The 19,900-nt window shown below is 46.1% G+C and carries 20 protein-coding genes and 1 other annotated feature; of the genes, 11 read left to right on the forward strand and 9 right to left on the reverse strand.

All coding sequences use genetic code 11. From position 1 onward, the window contains the following. Positions 1-1,260, reverse strand: coding sequence for a methyl-accepting chemotaxis protein (locus tag NYR53_RS07510; RefSeq protein WP_261304600.1), 1,260 nt, complete (start codon positions 1,258-1,260; stop codon positions 1-3). A gap of 283 nt (positions 1,261-1,543) precedes the next feature. On the opposite strand from NYR53_RS07510, the gene NYR53_RS07515 reads away from it, so the two are divergent. Beyond that, entirely contained in the window at positions 1,544-1,912 is a 369-nt protein-coding gene (locus tag NYR53_RS07515) for an O-methyltransferase (RefSeq protein ID WP_171640948.1), read from the forward strand. A gap of 54 nt (positions 1,913-1,966) precedes the next feature. On the opposite strand, the gene NYR53_RS07520 is transcribed toward NYR53_RS07515, so the two are convergent. From NYR53_RS07520 to NYR53_RS07530, 3 genes are read right to left on the reverse strand one after another with little or no spacing between them, the layout of a single operon-like run. Continuing rightward, complete coding sequence (locus NYR53_RS07520) at positions 1,967-2,785, reverse strand: ABC transporter ATP-binding protein (protein ID WP_261304601.1); 819 nt, start codon at positions 2,783-2,785, stop codon at positions 1,967-1,969. Between the two features lie 33 nt (positions 2,786-2,818). Next, positions 2,819-3,868 carry a FecCD family ABC transporter permease gene (locus tag NYR53_RS07525; protein WP_261304602.1) on the reverse strand — a complete coding sequence of 350 codons (1,050 nt, stop codon included), beginning with the start codon at positions 3,866-3,868 and terminating at the stop codon, positions 2,819-2,821. After that, a complete protein-coding gene (locus NYR53_RS07530) occupies positions 3,865-4,896 on the reverse strand; it encodes a FecCD family ABC transporter permease (protein WP_261304603.1) in 1,032 nt (343 codons plus the stop codon). The genes NYR53_RS07525 and NYR53_RS07530 overlap by 4 nt, the downstream gene beginning before the upstream one ends. Before the next feature lie 180 nt (positions 4,897-5,076). Here NYR53_RS07530 and NYR53_RS07535 point away from each other — a divergent pair, with 180 nt between their 5' ends. After that, entirely contained in the window at positions 5,077-6,075 is a 999-nt protein-coding gene (locus tag NYR53_RS07535) for an ABC transporter substrate-binding protein (protein ID WP_261304604.1), read from the forward strand. 980 nt (positions 6,076-7,055) lie between these two features. Here NYR53_RS07535 and NYR53_RS07540 read toward each other — a convergent pair. Beyond that, the gene (locus tag NYR53_RS07540; protein ID WP_029194830.1) at positions 7,056-7,295 is read right to left on the reverse strand and encodes an alpha/beta-type small acid-soluble spore protein; all 240 of its coding nucleotides are present in this window, start codon (positions 7,293-7,295) and stop codon (positions 7,056-7,058) included. Positions 7,296-7,455: 160 nt separating this feature from the next. Here NYR53_RS07540 and NYR53_RS07545 point away from each other — a divergent pair, with 160 nt between their 5' ends. The 6 genes from NYR53_RS07545 (at position 7,456) to ilvD (ending at position 14,228) form a co-directional block, all read left to right on the forward strand. Next, complete coding sequence (locus tag NYR53_RS07545) at positions 7,456-7,953, forward strand: hypothetical protein (RefSeq protein ID WP_261304605.1); 498 nt, start codon at positions 7,456-7,458, stop codon at positions 7,951-7,953. Position 7,954: 1 nt separating this feature from the next. Further along, complete coding sequence (rnhA, locus tag NYR53_RS07550; protein ID WP_261304606.1) at positions 7,955-8,602, forward strand: ribonuclease H; 648 nt, start codon at positions 7,955-7,957, stop codon at positions 8,600-8,602. 153 nt (positions 8,603-8,755) lie between these two features. Further along, positions 8,756-9,850: a sugar ABC transporter substrate-binding protein gene (locus NYR53_RS07555; RefSeq protein ID WP_261304607.1), complete on the forward strand. Its 1,095-nt coding sequence runs from the start codon at positions 8,756-8,758 to the stop codon at positions 9,848-9,850. 70 nt (positions 9,851-9,920) lie between these two features. Then, entirely contained in the window at positions 9,921-11,429 is a 1,509-nt protein-coding gene (locus NYR53_RS07560) for a sugar ABC transporter ATP-binding protein (protein ID WP_437180168.1), read from the forward strand. Position 11,430: 1 nt separating this feature from the next. Then, a complete protein-coding gene (locus NYR53_RS07565; RefSeq protein ID WP_029194825.1) occupies positions 11,431-12,417 on the forward strand; it encodes an ABC transporter permease in 987 nt (328 codons plus the stop codon). A gap of 125 nt (positions 12,418-12,542) precedes the next feature. Beyond that, positions 12,543-14,228: a dihydroxy-acid dehydratase gene (gene ilvD, locus NYR53_RS07570; RefSeq protein WP_261304609.1), complete on the forward strand. Its 1,686-nt coding sequence runs from the start codon at positions 12,543-12,545 to the stop codon at positions 14,226-14,228. 171 nt (positions 14,229-14,399) lie between these two features. Here the strand turns inward: ilvD and NYR53_RS07575 are convergent, their stop codons facing one another. Further along, the gene (locus tag NYR53_RS07575) at positions 14,400-15,524 is read right to left on the reverse strand and encodes a permease (protein ID WP_261304610.1); all 1,125 of its coding nucleotides are present in this window, start codon (positions 15,522-15,524) and stop codon (positions 14,400-14,402) included. A gap of 158 nt (positions 15,525-15,682) precedes the next feature. Next, positions 15,683-15,947: a binding site (T-box leader), on the forward strand. 65 nt (positions 15,948-16,012) lie between these two features. On the opposite strand from NYR53_RS07575, the gene trpS reads away from it, so the two are divergent. Continuing rightward, the gene (trpS, locus tag NYR53_RS07580) at positions 16,013-16,996 is read left to right on the forward strand and encodes a tryptophan--tRNA ligase (RefSeq protein WP_261304611.1); all 984 of its coding nucleotides are present in this window, start codon (positions 16,013-16,015) and stop codon (positions 16,994-16,996) included. A 70-nt stretch (positions 16,997-17,066) separates the two neighbouring features. On the opposite strand, the gene NYR53_RS07585 is transcribed toward trpS, so the two are convergent. Beyond that, positions 17,067-17,249, reverse strand: coding sequence for a DUF5325 family protein (locus tag NYR53_RS07585; RefSeq protein WP_029194821.1), 183 nt, complete (start codon positions 17,247-17,249; stop codon positions 17,067-17,069). A 153-nt stretch (positions 17,250-17,402) separates the two neighbouring features. Here NYR53_RS07585 and NYR53_RS07590 point away from each other — a divergent pair, with 153 nt between their 5' ends. Further along, positions 17,403-17,630, forward strand: a complete 228-nt coding sequence (locus NYR53_RS07590) for an alpha/beta-type small acid-soluble spore protein (RefSeq protein WP_047681486.1) — start codon at positions 17,403-17,405, stop codon at positions 17,628-17,630. A gap of 129 nt (positions 17,631-17,759) precedes the next feature. Here NYR53_RS07590 and NYR53_RS07595 read toward each other — a convergent pair whose 3' ends face one another. Continuing rightward, positions 17,760-18,743, reverse strand: a complete 984-nt coding sequence (locus tag NYR53_RS07595) for a metal-dependent hydrolase (RefSeq protein ID WP_261304612.1) — start codon at positions 18,741-18,743, stop codon at positions 17,760-17,762. A gap of 253 nt (positions 18,744-18,996) precedes the next feature. On the opposite strand from NYR53_RS07595, the gene NYR53_RS07600 reads away from it, so the two are divergent. Continuing rightward, a complete protein-coding gene (locus NYR53_RS07600; protein WP_261304613.1) occupies positions 18,997-19,293 on the forward strand; it encodes a hypothetical protein in 297 nt (98 codons plus the stop codon). Between the two features lie 55 nt (positions 19,294-19,348). Here NYR53_RS07600 and gerQ read toward each other — a convergent pair whose 3' ends face one another. Further along, the gene (gene gerQ, locus NYR53_RS07605; RefSeq protein WP_437180169.1) at positions 19,349-19,765 is read right to left on the reverse strand and encodes a spore coat protein GerQ; all 417 of its coding nucleotides are present in this window, start codon (positions 19,763-19,765) and stop codon (positions 19,349-19,351) included. Positions 19,766-19,900: the final 135 nt, after the last annotated feature.

Genomic DNA, 19,900 nt, shown 5'->3' on the forward strand with positions numbered 1-19,900 from the left:
TTATAATTTGAAAATCTGAATCGTCTGTTGTAATTGTGTGACAACACGCGTCATCTCTTCAGCTTGTGTAACGATCCCTTGTACCGTAGCGATCTGCTCATTCATAGAAGCGGAAACTTCTTGTGTACCAGCCGCTGATTCCTCCGTGATCGCCGATATGTTCTCCATCGCCGCAGCAATTTGTTCGGAGCTTGTTAGCATTTGCTCGCTTTCTTCTGCGAAGCGGGTAATTTCTTCCGAAATAAAACTTACGCTTCCGACAATCTCAGCGAAGACAATTTCGGTTTGCTCGATTAACACGGTTTGTTTCTTCACGACATCTTCGTTCACTTGAATGCTGCGAATGGCTTCTTGAATGCCTTGCTCGATGCTCTTCACGAAACCGAATACTTCACGAGTAAGAGAGGTTGACTCTTCAGCTAGCTTGCGCACTTCCTGTGCGACGACGGCAAAGCCCCGGCCGTGTTCGCCTGCTCTAGCAGCTTCGATGGAAGCGTTGAGGGACAAGAGGTTCGTTTGCTCAGCAATCTCGGATATAGAACGAGTAACACTGCTAATGCCTTCAGCTTGACGTGCCAGCATGTCGATTGTATCAGACACCTGCTGTGTAACTTCTACATTTCGTTTCATACCGATGCCTTGGCTTTCAACGGACGTGCGTCCTTTTTCTACAAGAGTCATCATCTGATCTGAGCGGTCTTTCATTTCTTTGGCAGATCCGGCGTAGCCCTCGATTCTCACTTCAATATCTTTGGAAGTGATCGAAACACCGGAAACTTCTTCTGAAATTTGCCCGGCACCTGAGGCGAGCTCGTGGGCCGAAATGCTCACTTGTTCTAGGACTGTACGGAAGCTTTCATTTTTCACATATATATCGCGGCTTGTTTGAAAAACCTGCTTCGAGATGTTACCTGTGTCGCGAAGAATATCGCGGAGTTTATCTATCATTTTGTTAAAAGATTGGCCAAGCTGTCCAAGTGTGTCATCTGAGGTTACGGTTACTTTTTGAGAGAAGTCTCCTTTGGAAATGTTGAGGGCTATTCGGGATAAATCAGCAATAGGTTCCGTTAGCTGATTCTCGAACCATCGAATGAACGGGTAGCTGCCTCCAAGAATAACAAGCAGGAAGATTATACCAAGTAAGCGATTCCAATCTGAGGCAAATGTAACAATCAGCATGAAGATTGAGTTCAAACCAATAAGTGCGTAACAACCAAGTTGCAGTTTCTTTCTGAACGATAAGGATGATACTTTATCCAATCCGACCGACTCCTCTGCGAAATTTGTTTATTTGTGTAGGAATCCATGATGTATGCTTGCAAATTATAACATTGAATCTGGAAATATTCTACATCATTTCGACAAATATCGTTCGTTTCTTACAATCGAAATGGGACTTATATTAACATTGCATAAAAAATAGTAAGAATTGTGTGAATAATGTAAATAAACTGTTGAATTCTGTAAATGCTGTGAGTATAATAGGTCTACAGTCGCACAAATTACATAATAAGTAAAATATTAAAACTTAAGGAGGAAAGTAATGAATTTGGATCAAATGCCACTCGCTAGACAAATCGATTTGGTGTTTAGAAAGATCAAAGAAGAGCTATCTCACGTGAATTCCGGTACTGTATTTGTTCACATTCGCAACAACGAAATTGGTAAATTTGGTATTAAGCACCTTCCGTTTGAAAGTAAGGACGGCGTATTGCCTGCAACCACGACCAAAGGTTTGACGGAGCAGCAATATCAATCCTTTCGGCAGATGGCCATTGAATCATTGAAACGGAAGAAAAGCTGGACGCATGGTGAAATTTTGTTCGATTTCACTATTAGGCAAAACCTGGTGTCTGCAAGTATTATGTTCGAAAGTAATTATAATATGGCAAATTTTGCAAGAACGATTTAGCACTCATACCTTTATAGCAAACACCCCCGGCCACTTAGATGACCGGGGGTGTCTTTATTTATGGGGAAGAACACGACCTTTTCCGTAAGGGATACACATGGGTGTGCGGAAGATAGGATCAGGCGCAACGCTGCATTTCATATCGAACACATCTAGAAGCAACTGTTCATTCACGATGTCTTCCGGTTTACCTTCTGCATAGACAGAACTATCCTTAATAGCAACAATGTGATGGGCATAACGGCAGGCTAGATTAATATCATGCAGGACCATCACGATCGTGCGTTGTTCGTTCTCATTCAGCTCGAAGAGTAAGTCCAGAACCTCAATCTGATGGGTTAAGTCCAGATAGGTAGTAGGCTCATCCAGGAGCAAGGTAGGGGTGTCCTGCGCCAGTGTCATGGCGATCCATGCTCTTTGGCGCTGCCCGCCAGATAAGGAATCCACACTGCGATCCGCATATGTGAGCATATTCGTTAGTTGGAGGGCTTGCATGACTTTGGTCTCATCTTCCGATGACCACTGCTGCAGCCAACTTTGGTAAGGATAGCGTCCCTGCTTCACGAGCTGTCGTACGGTAAGCCCTTCAGGCGCCGAAGGGCCTTGTGGAAGGATGGCCATTCGCCGGGCTACCTCTTTGGTTGAGAGTTTGGCGATTTCCGTGCTATCCAGCAGGATTGCGCCTGATTTGGGCTTCAGCAGTCTAGCAAGGGAACGTAGAAGTGTAGATTTCCCGCAGCCATTGCTGCCAATAAAAACGGTAATTTTGCCTTTAGGTATTTGTAAATTTAAACTGTGAAAGATGGTCGTCTCTCCGTATGTTAATTGAAGCGATTGTGCTTCCAGTGCTTTTTCTTTTTCCAGGGTGGGCATAGGTCTGTTCTCCTTTAAGTAAAACCGCGGTTATTAACCGCGATTTCTACTGCGATATAGCACATAGATGAAGATAGGGGCGCCGATAGCAGCTGTGAATACACCAGCCGGAATATCGAGCGGTTTGAATAAGATGCGTCCGGCTAAATCAGCTAACAGTAAAAGCAGGGAACCTGTCAACGCGGATACCGGGACAAGCGCGCCGAAGCTAGGACCTACCAGCTTACGGGAAATGTGCGGAGCCATGAGACCAATGAAATTGATCGCACCTCCGAAGGCAACAGCGGCCCCTGATAGTGCAACGCTAAGGATGATCAGAAGGAAGCGTTGGCGCCCAACGTTGCTTCCAACACTACGGGCGACATCTTCACCCAAGGACTGAATGGTAATGTGACGCGCATACAAGAAGATAATAGGAATTAACAGCGAAACCCATGGTAAGAGCGGGTAAACCGCTTTTTTCCAGGAAACGCCGTAAATACTGCCTGTCATAAAGGTTAGAGATTGATTAGCCAGAATAATCGGTCCGGAAAGCAGCATGAGATAGGACAATGCGCTCATCGCAGCTGTAAGTCCCGTCCCAATCAGGACAAGCCGCAAAGGGGTGATCCCATTTTTCCATGAGAGTGAATAGACCAGTAATGTAGCGGCGAAAGCGCCAATAATAGCGGCAACTGGCAGCCAGTGAATACTGATTTTATCTGAGAAAAAAAAGAAAAAAGAAACAGCTCCAAGCGTAGCCCCGCCCGTTGTGCCAATCGTATCCGGCGAGGTTAGGGGATTTCGTACAATGCCTTGCAGGATGGCTCCGGCTACACCAAGCGATGCACCAATCAAGACTGCAACAATGACTCTAGGTAGACGCAAGGTTCTGACGATCATCGTGTTTGGATCTGTCCCATAACCAAAAACAGCGCGAACGACTTCAGCAGGTTTGATATAGATACTTCCTATTCCTGTACTCAGAATCATCACGATGATGACGGCAAGCAGCAGAAAAAGAGAAACAATCAGAGATTTCTTACTGATCAGATAAGAGAAGCCTCTTCTTCGAATGGCGACATAACGATGGGAATGACTCATTTCAGAAGTCCCCCTTTGCGAGCGATGTAGATGAAGAAGGGTACTCCGAGAATGGCTGTCGCTACACCGACATGAACTTCCTTAGGCATAACAATGAAACGAGCTATAATGTCAGCTCCAACTAAAAGAATGCCGCCTAAAACCGCACAATACGGAATGACCCAGCGATAATCGATTCCAACAAGAAAGCGAACGATATGCGGAATGATGATGCCTACGAAAACAATCGGTCCCGCAACAGCAACAGAGCCTCCGGCAAGAATGACAATCACAACGGCGGCAATGAATTTCACGTACACAGTCCGTTGTCCAAGCCCTTTGGCTACATCATCCCCCATAGATAATATGTTGATGTGCGGAGATAAGAAGATAGCGCCAATCCAAGCGATGAGTATATAAGGGTAAACGGATTGGAGCATGGCCATAGTCCGTCCTTCGACAGATCCGACAAGCCAGTATAAGACCTGGTCAAAGGCTTTACCGTTTCCAAGCAAAATACCTTGGGTTAGCGAAGCGAAAAATGCCGTCATTGCAGAGCCTGCTAGCGTAATTTTCATAGGTGTTAAGCCGTCGCGGCCTAAGGAACCGAGTCCATAGACAAGGGCAGAGCTGAATGCAGCACCGAGAAAGGCAATCCAAGTAAACTGTGTAAGGCTGGAAACATTAAAAAATCCAACGGATAACACGATCGCAAAGGCAGCGCTTGAATTAATGCCGAACATACTTGGAGAAGCCAGCGGATTCCGTGTAATAGCTTGCATAAGAGCGCCTGCAACAGCCAAGCTTCCTCCTACGAGTGCGGCTATTAAGGCTCTTGGTATGCGTACAGTTTGAATGATGATAGCCTCGTTTGTTGGTTGGGCGGTTTGCCCGAAGGAGCTCATAATTTGATCCCATGAATACGTATGTAGTCCAAACATGACACTGCTGAGCATCATTGCGGCCAGCAAGCAGCAAGCTGCGAGCAATCCAATACTTTTATAGACATGGTGAAGACGTTCTTTGCTTGAATAGCTTGAATTGTACATGAATGAGTGCCTGCTTCCTTAAATGCTGCTTCATTTATTTTAATGAGTCTGACTAGCGAAGTCAACGAATATGATAATCATTATCACTATAGATTGACAGGCATGTGATAAGTTTAGTACTATGTGTTAGATAATGATAATCGTTATCATCAACTGACTGCGTGGAGGGAACTCATTTATATGTTTGGAAAAAGAAATCGTCAAAAAGGAAGAGCTTGGGCTCTTATTGCACTAATGTTTATTTTGTCTGTTGTTTTGACGGCTTGTGGAGAAAAGCCAAGTTCACAGCCTTCGGCATCTACAACACCTCAACAATCAGCGAAGGCGGATAGTCCTCGAACCATTAAACATGCCATGGGAGAGACGCCCGTACCGGCGAATCCGAAGCGTGTTGTTATTTTGACCAATGAAGGAACGGAAGCACTTCTCGCGTTAGGCATTAAACCAGTTGGCGCCGTTGAATCTTATTATGGCAGCCCATGGTTTGATCATATTAAAGCTGATATGCAGGGTGTGACGACAGTCGGCGGTGAAGCACAACCGAATTTGGAGTTGATTGCGTCGCTTAAACCCGATCTAATCATCGGCAATAAGATGCGTCATGAGAAAGTTTATGATCAATTAAAAGCCATTGCTCCAACAGTCTATTCGGAGACACTGCGCGGTGAGTGGAAAAGTAACTTCAGCTTATATGCCGATACGTTAAATAAAAAAGCCGAAGGCGATAAAATCATCGCAGCTTTCGATAAACGCATTGAGGATTTCAAAAGCAAAGCAGGCGATAAGCTGAAAGAGAAAGTGGCTGTTGTTCGTTTTATGGGTGGGAAAACCAGATATTATTTCGGCAATATGTTCACGGGTGTTATTTTTAAACAAATCGGTATCGTTCGTTCGGATGCTAAGAGTGATGAGAAATCGTTCGAAGACATTACCAAGGAGCGTCTAACGGAGCTTGATGCTGCGGATAAAGTGTTTTATTTTACCTATGAGACCGGTGATGGCAAAGGGACCAAGCAAGAGCAGGAATGGATGAATGACCCGCTCTGGAAGAATCTTAAAGTGGTTAAAGAAAATAAGTTAATCAAAGTGAACGATGCGACTTGGAATACAGCCGGCGGTGTCAAAGCGGCTAATATTATGCTGGATGATTTGTATAATTTATATCAAGTGAAGCCTTAAAATGAAGGGACTGCTTATTATGAGCAGTCCTTTATATGCTGGGGCGGGTTTGAAAGTTTACTCAACGTAAATGTGGTTCGGAACGGAGATACCGAGCGACACATTGTCCGCCTTAATGTAGGCCTTGAGGATCCGAGGATCTGATTCGGTATATAAACGATGCGGCTGCGGCCACTTTACAATGAATATCATCCAACGAGGGATAAGCTCGGAGGAGCCGTATGCAACAATTCGTAAATACGGCTCTGTAGGAGGTTTATGCACTTTGTGCATGGGCCTTGTTTAAGATAATTTATATGTTTTGTATTGGGTTAAGCGAAAGCTTAACCCTTATTTACGTATAAAAAAATATGTGTTTTGGGTTGGCGCGAGCTTTAAAATAAACCTGCAATTGTACATGCATTTTTCTTTGAATAGCTCCTATTCATAAATTCCTGCAATCGCTGCAGGCTTTTGCGGTATTTTTTTTAATATCAGGATGGAAAAGCTGGAAATTCCTGCATAATAGCAGGCTTTTCCTCTTTTCAAACGATTTTAGCAAAAATTTCTGCACTTTCGCAGTTATTTTTGCCTTTGAATAATAATACCTCCTCATACGATGGTGAAGCCTAATGGGATTTCACTGCTAGAATGGTTTCAAGACAAGGATCTGAGGCAGAGCCTGAGGTCCTTGTTTTGGGTTAGGTACACATGAGGTTGCCGGATAAATGTATACATATTCTCGTTTGAGTGATGTTGTAGTAATTGCAACACTGCCCAGATCCCGGCTCTCTCGCTCTGTTGTTGCTGAAGATACAACATTGGTATGCGTATTAGCCTGATCTACCCTAAAAAAGCTACCGAAAGACACTAGAATCAAATATTGGAGGGATGCCGAGCAAATGGTTAGCGAACATATGCATAAAAAATAAAAGGGCTTCTTTCAAGTAGGTTGCTACTTAAAAGAAAGCCCTTATTAAACGTAAGTATAGGGGAAGCTGTTATCTGCTGAATTTACCGGCTGCGCCGCCAGCAAGTTGCTGTTCAGCAATTTGCACGAGACGACGAGTGATGTTACCACCGATTGCTCCTGTATCACGAGAAGCCATGTAGCCGTAGTATCCATCTTGAGGAATTTGGATGCCCAATTCTTGAGCAACTTCGTACTTCAATTGGTCTAGAGCTTGTGTAGCTTGTGGAACAACTAGTTGGTTGCTGCTACGAGATTGTCCTGATGCCATCTGATATCACCTCCAGTAATGGTAGTATAATCTTTTTTAGGAATTATACTCACACTCTAAACTGGAAATTATCGCCATAATGAAAAACCTTAAAAGCAGGAACGCACAGTCTTTGCTATAATGAGAAAACCGAATAAATGGGAGAGCGGAGGCAGGAGTTATGTTTGATATATCCATAAAGGGCTGGTCCCTAGATAAGGATTTACAAATTATTCAGGCAGATGTCCTCATGGCGGTGGACGAAAGCATCCTTATTGAAGAGCCACTGTGTGTAGATGTGGGGCTTCCGGCGTTCTTGTACAGTGCCCTGCATGATACTGCACCGAATCGTTTTGCGCCAGCGGATCAATGGGAGCGAATGCCGTTCTTTGTATGCGGCTGCGGAGATCCGGAATGCAGAGGTTTTTCGTTCGTTATCCGTCATTTGGCGAATGAACAAGTGGAACTCGCATCCGTTGAGGAGCGTTCTAATGGAACGTACCGCGAGTTAGAAACGCATTTGATCCCTAACTTGGAGTACAGCAAGAAGGTTCTGGAGGTAGGCGAGACTTATCTTTCATTTATTAAAGATTTGGACTATCGGCCTTATTTCGCTGATACAGTGAAAGTGGTCAAAGATCTTGTACATCAAATACATCAACAATTACGGAGTGAATAAGATGGCAGCAGTGAAATATTATGTGGTTTGGGTGGGACATCAACCAGGGATCTATCGGACATGGGCTGATTGTCAGGCGCAAACCAAAGGTTATCCGCAAGCTAGATTTAAATCGTATGAATCAGAGGTGGAAGCACGTCAGGCCCTGGAGAAAGGGTGGCAGAAGTCGCTGAATTTCTCAGGAAATGGGGGGGCAGCTGCGCCCGCTAAGGGGAAGTCTGCTACCCCTGAGACAGCTCCGGAAGTTGATTATAACAGTATCTCAGTCGATGTTGGCTGTTCCGGGAATCCAGGTATTGTTGAATATAAAGGTGTCGACACGAAGACGGGCGAGATTATTTTCTATCAAGGACCTATCTCCAAAGGGACGAATAATTTAGGCGAGTTTCTTGCTATCGTTCACGGGCTCGCTTATTTGCAGAAGCAAGGCAGTAACAAAACCATTTATACCGATTCGGTCACAGCTTTGAGTTGGATACGTAAAAAGGAGGTTTCCACGAATCTGGTTAGGGATGCTTCCACGGAAGAAATTTGGACATTAGTTGATCGTGCGTTGAAATGGCTCAAAACGAACACCTATACGAATAAAATTGTTAAGTGGGATACGCGGAAATGGGGAGAAATCAAGGCTGATTTTGGACGTAAATAGAAAAAGTCGAAATGTAAGAGAAAATATCTTCAAATGTATTGACGGGAAATCCTACCAATGCTAATATACAGTAATTCCTATTAAATTACTCGGCATAATTTTCGATAGAGTTGATAGGAAATAGAGTAAAGCATTAGATCGGGAGGGTAACTCATGAAAAGAACGAAATTAGGCGGTTTATTCATCATCTTGGCTTTGGTAGGAAGCTTGCTTGCGGCCTGCGGACAAAAAGAGAGCAGCAGCGCTTCTGCAACACCTGCAGCAAGTGCGAAGGCGACTGACGCAGCTAAAGCAGCAGATTTAACCGGAAAGAAAATTGCACTCGTGATGCAATTTAATACAGGCACATTTTCCTCTCAGTATGTTGAAGGTGTAAAGGAACAAGTAGAAAAGCTTGGCGGTAAGGTTACGGTATTCGTTGCTGACACGGATCTGGCGAAAATGTCATCCAATCTGGATGCAGCGATTAATCAGAAATTCGATGGTATTCTCATCGATCATGGAACAGCGGAAGCGTTGGAAGCAGGCGTGAAGAAAGCACTCGAAAAGAAAATTCCAGTCGTAAGCTTCGATTCGATTCTGTCTGTTCCGGGCGTAACGTCCTTAGAGCAAGGCGATCAAAAGATGGCTGAAGCCACACTAGAGCAGCTTGCGAAGGATGCCGGCGGTAAAGGGAACATCGTGAAAGTATGGGTAGCCGGCTTTGCACCGATGGAACGCAGACAATTGGCTTACCAAGCTTTCCAAAAGAAATATCCTGACATTAAAGAAGTAGCTGCATTCGGTACAGCCAAAGATCCTGCGCTGGATACACAAACGCAAATGGAAGCGATTCTGAAAAAATACCCGAACAAAGGTGATATCACAGCGGTCTGGACAGCTTGGGATGAGTTTGCAAAAGGCGCGTCCCGTGCGATTCAACAAGCAGGCCGTACAGAAATTAAAGTGTACGGAATTGACTTAAGTGATGAAGACTTGCAATTGCTGCAAGATCCGAAAAGCCCATGGGTGGCATCATCTGCCGTAGATCCAAAGGATATCGGTCGCGTGCAAGTGCGTTACCTGTATCAAAAGCTGCATGGTGATCAAACGCCTGAGAAAGTGGTGTTGGAGCCTGTTTATGTATCCAGAGACCAACTGCCGAAGGACAAGCAAGTCAATACAACACAGCTTAGCGAATATGTTAAAGGCTGGGGCGGAAGCCAACAAGGCTATACGGACTGGTTGAAAGCTGCAGAAAAAAAATAAGGTAATCCCAATAAGGTCCCATCGTCATTATGCGATGGGACTTTCAGATTGAGATGAGAGGTGAATGAAGATGTTGGTAAACAACGAATCTCTGCTGCAAATGAGAGGCATCTCCAAATCGTTCCCCGGTGTGAAGGCGCTGCAGGAGGTTGATTTTGACCTGCAAAACAAAGAAATTCATGCCTTGCTCGGGGCTAACGGCGCTGGAAAGAGCACCTTGATGAAGATTTTATCCGGCGCATATACCCATGATACGGGGCAAATTTCTATAAACGGCCAGTCTCTCCACATACAGACGCCTAAGGAAGCAATGAATCAAGGCATCTATTGCGTCTATCAAGAAGTTGACACCGCTTTAGTAGCTGGGCTTACAGTGACCGAGAACGTCATGATGGATAAAATGGTTCAAGGCGGAGCCTGGGTCAGCTGGAGAAAGCTGCATCGGGAAGCCAAAGCGATTCTAGCCAAGATCGGGGCTGCGTTCTCTGTCCGCAGCAAAGTGGACGAGCTGAGCATCTCACAGAAGCAGCTGGTACTTATCGCTAGAGCGATGGCGCACAAGGCCAAGATCATTATCTTCGATGAGCCGACAGCCCCGCTCAGTCTGGAGGAGTCCGAGCGGCTGTTCCAGATCATGGACAGCCTGAAGCGCGAGGGGGTGGGAATTATCTTCATTTCCCACCGGTTGCAGGAAGTGTTCCGGGTCGCTGACCGGATCACGATCATGCGCGACGGCCGCCACGTGCTCACGCAGGCGGCCGCAGACATGGACATCGCCGGGGTCATTGAGGCGATGCTGGGCAAGACCTTCACCGAGGAGTTCCCCAAAGCCGATGTTCCAATCGGCGATACCCTCCTCGAGGTGAAAGGGCTGCGCCGCGGCACCAAGGTGCGCGGCGTTAGCTTTGCCCTCCGCCGAGGTGAAATCCTCGGCGTCGTGGGGTTGGTCGGCGCCGGCAAGACGGAGCTGAGTCGGCTGATCTTCGGCGCCGACGCCGCGGACGGCGGCGAGGTGTGGCTGACCGGGCGCAAGCTCGCGCTGCGCCAGCCGGAGGATGCCGTGCGCGCCGGCATCGCACTTGTGCCCGAGGAGCGCCGCAAGCAGGGCGTCCTCGTGGAGGAGACCGTGAAGCACAATCTGTCGCTTCCAATATTGCGCAAGCTGAGCTCGCTAGGCTTCGTGCAGCGCGGCGCAGAGAGTGTGCACGCGGCCAAGATGGTGGAGCAGCTGGGCGTGCAGCCCAGCGATCCGAATCGCGTGGTGAAGCATCTAAGCGGCGGCAATCAGCAGAAGGTGGCCGTTGGTAAATGGCTGCCGACGAATGCCGATGTTTATATGTTTGATGAGCCAACCAAAGGGGTCGATGTTGGCGCGAAAAGCGATATTTTCCGCTTGATCGGTCGATTGGCATCGGAGGGCAAAGGCATTATTTATTTATCCTGTGAGCTGAATGAAATTATAGGAATTGCCGATCGCATTTTAGTAATGAGCTATGGTTCTGTGGTGAAGGAGCTCTCCCGCGCGGAAGCGACGCAGGATCTCATTTTAACGTATGCGAGTGCGGGGGAGGCTGAATAGCATGAAGGAAAGAAGTTTGGATTTTACTTTTAAATACGGTGCTTTGTTCATTATTGCGTTGGTCGTTATCGTTTTTTCGATCATCAATGAAAATTTTATGACTTATGATAATATCGCAGACATTCTACGGTCGATTTCCATTGTGATGTTTGTCGCTATTGGGGTCACGTTATCCCAGATTGTAGACGGTTTCGATTTATCCGTGGGTTCAACGGTTTCATTATCAACAGTGGCTGCGGCGGCCTTAATGGTGTGGTACCAACAGCCGCTTATTCTGGTTATCATCGTTCCTCTAGTTATAGGAGCTGTCATCGGTCTCATAAATTCATGGCTCATCGTAAAAATTCGCATTCCGGATTTACTTGCAACTTTAGCAGTGATGTACATCATTGGTGGGGTTCAAAAAACGTATACGAAAGGCTTTTCCATCTATAATAATATGAGGTTCCAGGATGGCACGGTGGCCAAAGGGAAGTTTACGCCGGAATTTCTATGGATCGGACAAGGTAAATTGCTTGGCATACCCGTGCCTGTTATTCTTATGATTCTGGCAGTTATCGCTGTGCATGTTTTTCTGACGTACACCCGCTGGGGGCGCCAGCTCTATATTACGGGGGGGAATCGGGAAGCGGCACGTCTCTCCGGGATTTCCGTTAACAAAATCCGCTTAGCGGCCTATGTGCTTTCCGGCATTTTCGCAGCGTTTGGTGGTATTCTGTATGCTTCTCGTGTCGGTTCAGGACAGATTGATGCCGGTGCTCCGCTTCTGATGGAAGCTGTTGCCTCGGTGTTCGTCGGGTATTCCGTGCTAGGTGCGGGGAAGCCTAATGTCATAGGGACTTTCTTTGGCGCTGTATTGATCGGCGTATTGCTCAATGGACTTACCATGCTGAATGTGCCTTATTTCGGATTTGATATTGTTAAAGGCGGGGTGCTGGTGCTGGCTTTGGCGATTACTTTCGTCCATTTGAATCGACGCAAAGCCTAATACAGTAAGATAGTCAAGTGTTACATTGACGCGTTATCACACTAAAGGGAGAAATATTACGAGAAGTGTGGTATGATAGATTCATTATTTTTCTCAAAAGAAATGAAATCTAGGAGGAATTGAGAATGGCACATCCAAAACAGCGCAGTGACATGATTAAAAAAGGTTTCGACCGCGCTCCACACCGCAGCTTGCTGCGCGCAGCCGGCGTTAAAGAGGAAGATTTCGGCAAGCCGTTTATTGCGGTTTGTAACTCTTATATAGACATTATTCCTGGACATGTTCATTTGCAAGAGTTCGGTAAACTTGTTAAAGAAGCCATCCGTGAAGCAGGCGGGGTTCCATTCGAGTTCAATACAATCGGGGTTGACGATGGGATTGCAATGGGTCATATCGGCATGCGTTACTCCTTGCCAAGCCGTGAAATTATTGCCGATTCCTTGGAAACGGTTGTTAATGCACACTGGTTCGACGGAATGGTCTGTATTCCTAACTGTGATAAAATTACACCTGGTATGATCATGGGAGCCCTCCGCGTAAACATCCCAACGATGTTAGTAAGCGGCGGTCCGATGAAAGCCGGTAAAGATAAAAACGGTAAATCGATTTCCCTATCTTCCGTATTCGAAGGTGTGGGTGCTTTCCAAGCTGGTAAATTAGATGAAGCTGGCTTAGAAGAGTTAGAGCAATACGGTTGTCCGACATGCGGATCTTGTTCAGGTATGTTTACAGCGAATTCCATGAACTGTTTGGCTGAGGGCCTTGGCCTGGCAATGCCCGGTAACGGTACAATTCTGGCTGTTGCAGAAGAGCGTAAGCAATTCGTGAAAGATTGCGCCAAACAATTGATGGTCCTAATTGAAAAAGACATCAAGCCTCGTGATATTGTTACAATCGAAGCGATCGATAATGCATTTGCTCTTGATATGGCGATGGGCGGTTCCACGAACACAGTTCTTCACACACTTGCTATTGCGCACGAAGCTGGCATACACTATCCGATTTACCGTATTAATGAAGTGGCAGAACGCGTACCTCACCTAGCTAAAATCGCTCCGGCTTCCGATTACCATATTGAAGACGTGCACTTGGCAGGCGGTGTGAGCGCGGTAATTAATGAGCTGCTCAAAAAACCGGGAGCTTTCAACGGTGATTGTCTCTCTGTAACAGCGCAGACGCTTCGTGAGAATGTAGCTGGCCGCGAAATTCAAAATACAGACGTTATCCGTCCGTTGTCGAACCCACACAGTGAAAGAGGCGGACTTGCTGTTCTGTTCGGTAACCTCGCTCCTGAAGGCAGTATCGTTAAAGTTGGCGCTGTTGATAAATCCGTTGGCGGACGTCACGTAGGTCCAGCGATTTGTTTCAACTCGCAAGACGAAGCTTTGTACGGTATTGCGAACGGTCATGTTAAAGAAGGTCATGTCGTTGTTATTCGATACGAAGGTCCGAAGGGTGGACCTGGTATGCCAGAAATGCTAGCTCCTACTTCTCAAATCGTAGGTATGGGTCTTGGCGCGAAGGTTGCGTTAATTACGGACGGACGTTTCTCCGGCGCATCCCGCGGTATCTCGATCGGTCATATCTCACCGGAAGCGGCTGAGGGCGGACCTCTTGCTTTCGTACAGGACGGCGACATCATTGATGTGGACATGGACGGTCGTAAAATCGAACTGCAAATCAGCGATGAAGAATTCGCGAAACGCCGCGAGAGCTGGACAGAATTCCAACCAAAAATCCAAACCGGATATTTGGCGCGCTATACAAAAATGGTGACAAATGCTAGTGCAGGAGCCATTCTGAAGTTCTAATATATATTAAAAAGGAGTTTCGCCATAAGTGGCGAGCTCCTTTTTTGTTTGGGGAAATTTGCTATGATTGCTCAATGTTGCGCGACCAATTTGCAAAGCAGCAAGTGCAAAATGTGCAGCAAATTATGAGTTTGCATACTTCTATCCCTGTAGCTTGGTTCCAAAATCTCCTTAAGCTATAAAGAAGTGCATAATAAGCAACGAACCTGCTAGTACCGTAACAGCGACAACGATAGAGAGAGTCAGCACGAAGCGGGCTTTAAAGATGGAGAGCATCATCAGTGTACTTTTGACGTCGATCATCGGGCCGAATACAAGGAAAGCCAGTAAGGAACCTGGAGAGAAGGAATTAGCGAAGGAAGCAGCGACGAACGCATCTGTTGTGGAGCACAGGGAGAGCAGGTAGGCAAAGCCCATCATGAACACATGTGAAATGAATGGTCCCTGACCGATCGCAGATAAGCTGTCTTGAGCGACGAATGTTTGGATAAGAGCGGTCAGGAAAGCACCCAGCATCAAGTATTTACTCATTTCGAATAGCTCCGTTGTACCGTGGCTGAACATTGTCATCATGCGGCCATCACCGTGCGAGTGGCTGTGGCCGTGATGATGATCATGATTGTGTTCATGTTCATGATGATGGTTGTGACTATGATGATGATCGTGACCGTGTTCATGAGCATGAATGTGTTCGGCGTGATGTCCAGGGCTGGAACCCCCGTGGTGGTGCGTGTTAGTCTGATACTCGATAGGATGACGTAAAGGACTGTCTTTCATGAAACGAGTCAGCAGCAGTCCTACGATGAGGGCAACGCCAAATGTAAGTCCCATTCGCGAGTAAGCCATCGAAGGCTCGCCACGGAAAGCCATGAACGTCGAAGCGAAGACAATGGGATTCAGAATTGGACCGACTAGAATGAAGATGACGGCTATGTATACAGGCATTCCTTTTCGCATGAGCCGACGAACGAAAGGAATCATTCCGCATTCACAGAGCGGGAACATGATGCCAAGAACGCAGGCAAATAAGATACCTCCTAGCGGGTGCCGCGGCGTCATGCGTCTGATGAACGCTTCTGGAATGAAGTTTTCAACAACCGTGGATAGAAGGACGCCCAGTAACATAAAAGGCAAAGCGTCGAGAAAGATACCCATGAAGGCTGTAAAGACGTGCTTGGTTTCATAAATGACCAAACCCATAGGAGGAAGCTCTCTCGTTGTCACGATTAAGATGAGAAGAAACGCGCAAATCAAGGTGGAGATTGGAAGGCTCCAGCGGTATAGAGTCGTTGGCACTTCGTTGACACCCCTTTGTCCGTTGATGCATCCTTCGAAGGACGCGGCTTTTTTATCCTTAGAAAGGCTAGTATGATCTATCCTATGTACATGCAGGTTCAGATAGGACAATGTCCTTGATTGACAATGGATTGTAAGGGTGTATAATTATATAAAATCAATTCGCGATGATAGGAACAAGTAAGTTTGTCATCTGTTTCTCAGAGAGCCGGTGGTTGGTGTGAACCGGTGAAACAAGCAAACCGAATGGATCCTTGAGCATGAGGCTGAACACAGTATGCAGGTTGCCGGAACCTAGGCCGGAAAACATCCTCATCTGTCCAAGTATGCCAAACGGCAGCTCCCCGTTATCAGAGCCTGAAGGTCTTGTTGAATAATTTTCACGGACAAATTAGGGTGGTACCACGGTCTCTCGTCCCTTGCGGGGAGAGGCCTTTTTGTTGTTTCTTTAGACAATAAGAAATTAAGAATTCTGGAGGGATTATCCAATGAAACGAGTATTATCCGGTATGCAATCCAGCGGACAGCTGACGATTGGCAACTATATTGGCGCTCTGCGCAATTATGTGAAGCTGCAGCATTTGCACCGCTGTTATTTTATGGTTGTCGATATGCACGCGATCACGGTTCCTCAGGATCCGGCAGCTTTGAAGGAGCAAACAGAGTCTATAGCTTCGCTATATATTGCTGCTGGACTAGATCCTAGTAAAGCATCCATCTTTCTGCAGTCCCATGTTCATGCGCATGCTGAGCTCGGCTGGATTATGACGACGCTGACGCATATGGGAGAGCTGGAGCGTATGACACAGTTCAAGGACAAGTCCGAAGGCAAGGAATCCGTCGGTGCTGGCCTCTTTACGTATCCATCCCTGATGGCAGCAGACATCCTGTTATACAATGCTGACCTTATTCCGGTTGGTGATGATCAGAAGCAGCATTTGGAGTTGACGCGCGACTTGGCGAACCGCTTCAATAACCGTTTTGGTGAAATGTTTGTCATGCCGCAGCCTTATATGCCTGAGATCGGTGCGAGAATCATGTCTTTGGATGATGCATCCAAAAAGATGAGCAAAAGCAATCCGAATGCCGGCAGTTATATTGCCATGCTGGATGAGCCCGATGTCATCCGTAAGAAGCTTAGTCGTGCAGTCACAGATTCTGGCCGTGAGGTAAAGTATGATCCTCAGAACAAGCCGGAGGTTAGTAATTTGATGTCGATCTACTCACATTTTGCAGAAATGAGCTTAGTTGAGATTGAAGCCAAATACGATGGGCAAGGCTATGGACCTTTCAAAAAGGATCTAGCTGAGCACCTCGTCGCTGTTCTCGAGCCGATCCAACAACGCTATCGTGAAATTCGCAGCTCAGGCGAAATTTTCGACATTTTGAAAAAAGGAGCGCAAGAAGCTGCTGAGGTGGCTGATCAAACCCTGCTCGAAGTGAAGAAGCGGATGGGCTTCGTCGTTATATAAAAAGCAAAAAGAGCTCAAGCAGCTGGGATAGCTGCTTGGGCTCTTTCTCTTTATCGTGTTGTTCCCTTCGTTAAGACCGCGTATTCTTCTTGCGAATCTTCGCTTTAACCGCAAATCCATATCCAATGAAGCCTAAGGAGATGATGGAACAGGCAAGGATCATCCAAGGCTGCCTGAGGGCAATGAACAAACTGATGGAGGCGAGCAGTAGGGTGCCAACAACAGCGAATAGAAGAGCGAGTGGTTTGCTCATGAATGTGACCTACTTTCTAGAAAATTGAACAGTGTCTTCTTATTTTAAACTTTTTTGATCGCTGTGCATATAAATTCATTTCCTCCACATACTATCTTTGCAAGCTTGCAAATACATCAAAGATTATAGCTGACTGAAAGGAGTCTGATCCTTATGGCGCAAAATCGTAGCAGCAACACACTGGTAGTTCCACAAGCCACTCAAGCTTTAGATCAATTGAAATATGAGGTAGCTCAAGAACTGGGCATCCAAATTCCTCAAGATGGTTACATGGGTTATATGGCTACTCGCGATGCTGGTGCAATCGGGGGTAACATTACTCGCCGGTTGGTACAAATCGCTGAGCAAACGCTAGCAGGACAATCTGGCTTCCGCAGCTAGATAGCCTGACTTCGTCCATAGTTTTCCCAATTTAAGTAACAATAAAGCTCAGGGGCCTATAAACCCCTGGGCTTTTTGTATGTCTTTATTACATGTAAAAAAGACGCGTTTGGTTAACGCGCCTCTTTTCTAATAAAGATCCACTTTTAGCTTTTTTTCAAGCCTAGTGTCATTTACCCAGCCCACATAAGAATCGAGTGTTTGGAAATTGTGATCCATCAGGATTACGCCGACGAATGGATACTGCTTGCGGTGGCGATAACGCACATCAGCCCATCTTACTTCATACCCCCACCGATGTTCTTTCACTTCCGCACAAGTATAGGACGAGAAGTAAAGTAAGGCTTGAATGTCTTCGTGATTCTTGGACGCCTCGATGGCTGGATGGTCTTCACATTTGATAGTGTCAATCCACCTAAGCTTTGAATTCTTCAGTTCACCCAACTGGAAGGTGCCGTCTGTTCTGCGTTTCACTACGTTCCACACATAGAGGTTGAATGTTACAATAAGTGTGTATTTATCCCCGGGCATATGGGTGGGGTCTTTGCGATATAGTCCTTTTTCTACGATGTAATGGTCGAGAGAGCGCCAGATGTAATATAGGGCGATAACCCCGTACAAAGTCGGGAATACCAGCTTTGGACTAGCGACATGGAAAGACCACATGAAAATAGCTGCGATGTGGCTTGAAAAGATAAAGGGATCAAAGATGTGTATAATGTTCCATGACACCCACTTTTCAGAGAATGGCCGGAACGCTTGTGTACCATATGTGTTGAAACAATCTGTAAAGACGTGAAAACAAACGGCGATTCCTACCCACATACCAAGGTGCAGCAGGGGAATTCCATGGAAGAAAAGAGCAAGAGCTCCAGTGATCAGCAGCGTCCATAAAAGTAGAGCTGGCAAAGAGTGAGAACGACCACGGTGATTTCGAATGTAAGTGGCGTTCCCTTTAAAACGAAGAAGCCCGTCCACATCCGGAATCTGTGAGCCAATAACCGTGCCGATGAAGACCGCAGTGGTTGCCGCAGTGTCCGCAGAAACGCTTGGGTCAATTTGTGACAGTCCCGCTAACCCTAAACCAATTACGAGATGAGTGCCTGTGTCCAAATGGGTTTCCTCCTAAGAATTTTCCGTAGGGAAAATTTTCTTCGTAAGCATGGGCTGAGTTTTCCGTAGGAAAACTTACTTCAGTTGATAAGAAGGAATAAGTTTTATACTTTTTGCTTCGCATCAACCTTGACAAGCGCGCTCGTCCTGATAAGACGACAGAATCATGCATCCTTGTAAGCATGGACATTTTTCCGTCTTTTTATTAGTTTACCATTTTGGAGCAAAAAATAAATCAGAGGGAGATCTAAAAATGTCTAAAGTTTTTGTAGAGTATGCCATAAAACCCGCTTTTCGGGAGTCCTTTCTCATCTATATGCAGGAATGGCAGCGGCGGGAAGGGCGGTTTGAGCTGCTGGAGGGAACGGATCAGGAAGGACTTTTTGTAGAGATTTGGAAAGAAGTTACCTATGAGGAGTATCTCTCTTTGAAACAAGAACGTTTGCACGGGATCGAATATGCTTCACATCAAGCTGTATGGGAAGAGTGGATTGAAGGCGGCCTGCGCAAGCTGCATATGTGGCATTTCGCAGAAGTGACTTCTACATGACAAAAAAAGCCGCTGCTCTTAACAAGAGCAAACGGCATTATATGTGATCTAACCATTATCTCGGGCCGACTCCGCCTGTGTATGGATACATGTAATTGAGTTCCTCGTCGAACGTAATGTAGTCTAGATTCACCATAAGTAATAAGAAACGCATGCCGGTAGCAGGATCGCTGATGATGATATGATCACGGCCTGCAGCTTCCAATTTACCTTTGAAAATTTTGGCGTTCCATTGCGAGTTATTTTCGTATGTCATGTAGATTGTTACTATTTTCCCAAGGTTCAAACGAAGAATATTCTCGATATAGGATTGTTCCATAGGAAGTTGACCGGGTACATTTACACCTGTTTGCAGACCGCCAGCAGGTGGGAAGCCAGTTCCGCTTGGTGCAGGCATACTAGGCATACTCGAACTCGTTGTTGGAACGGGATAAGCCGGATAAGAGGATCCGTATTGGGCTTGCGGGATCATGGCTGGGTTTCCTAGGTTACCGATTCTGTAAGGGCTATTCAACATGTTGGTATTTCCTCCTTGAGCTTTCATTGAGAAAGCTTTCTTCATAATTGAATTGTGAAACAATGTCTTCGTCATTGTCATTTTCCATAA

Source organism: Paenibacillus andongensis, from assembly GCF_025369935.1.
Lineage (GTDB): Bacteria > Bacillota > Bacilli > Paenibacillales > NBRC-103111 > Paenibacillus_E > Paenibacillus_E andongensis.

Excerpts from the sequence above, each read along its gene's own strand:
- NYR53_RS07515 (WP_171640948.1), top strand. The coding sequence starts at position 1,544 with ATGAATTTGGATCAAATGCCACTCGCTAGACAAATCGATTTGGTGTTT.
- NYR53_RS07520 (WP_261304601.1), bottom strand. The coding sequence starts at position 2,785 with ATGCCCACCCTGGAAAAAGAAAAAGCACTGGAAGCACAATCGCTTCAA.
- NYR53_RS07525 (WP_261304602.1), bottom strand. The coding sequence starts at position 3,868 with ATGAGTCATTCCCATCGTTATGTCGCCATTCGAAGAAGAGGCTTCTCT.
- NYR53_RS07530 (WP_261304603.1), bottom strand. The coding sequence starts at position 4,896 with ATGTACAATTCAAGCTATTCAAGCAAAGAACGTCTTCACCATGTCTAT.
- NYR53_RS07535 (WP_261304604.1), top strand. The coding sequence starts at position 5,077 with ATGTTTGGAAAAAGAAATCGTCAAAAAGGAAGAGCTTGGGCTCTTATT.
- NYR53_RS07540 (WP_029194830.1), bottom strand. The coding sequence starts at position 7,295 with ATGGCATCAGGACAATCTCGTAGCAGCAACCAACTAGTTGTTCCACAA.
- NYR53_RS07545 (WP_261304605.1), top strand. The coding sequence starts at position 7,456 with ATGTTTGATATATCCATAAAGGGCTGGTCCCTAGATAAGGATTTACAA.
- rnhA (WP_261304606.1), top strand. The coding sequence starts at position 7,955 with ATGGCAGCAGTGAAATATTATGTGGTTTGGGTGGGACATCAACCAGGG.
- NYR53_RS07555 (WP_261304607.1), top strand. The coding sequence starts at position 8,756 with ATGAAAAGAACGAAATTAGGCGGTTTATTCATCATCTTGGCTTTGGTA.
- NYR53_RS07560 (WP_437180168.1), top strand. The coding sequence starts at position 9,921 with ATGTTGGTAAACAACGAATCTCTGCTGCAAATGAGAGGCATCTCCAAA.
- NYR53_RS07565 (WP_029194825.1), top strand. The coding sequence starts at position 11,431 with ATGAAGGAAAGAAGTTTGGATTTTACTTTTAAATACGGTGCTTTGTTC.
- ilvD (WP_261304609.1), top strand. The coding sequence starts at position 12,543 with ATGGCACATCCAAAACAGCGCAGTGACATGATTAAAAAAGGTTTCGAC.
- trpS (WP_261304611.1), top strand. The coding sequence starts at position 16,013 with ATGAAACGAGTATTATCCGGTATGCAATCCAGCGGACAGCTGACGATT.
- NYR53_RS07585 (WP_029194821.1), bottom strand. The coding sequence starts at position 17,249 with ATGAGCAAACCACTCGCTCTTCTATTCGCTGTTGTTGGCACCCTACTG.
- NYR53_RS07590 (WP_047681486.1), top strand. The coding sequence starts at position 17,403 with ATGGCGCAAAATCGTAGCAGCAACACACTGGTAGTTCCACAAGCCACT.
- NYR53_RS07600 (WP_261304613.1), top strand. The coding sequence starts at position 18,997 with ATGTCTAAAGTTTTTGTAGAGTATGCCATAAAACCCGCTTTTCGGGAG.
- gerQ (WP_437180169.1), bottom strand. The coding sequence starts at position 19,765 with ATGATCCCGCAAGCCCAATACGGATCCTCTTATCCGGCTTATCCCGTT.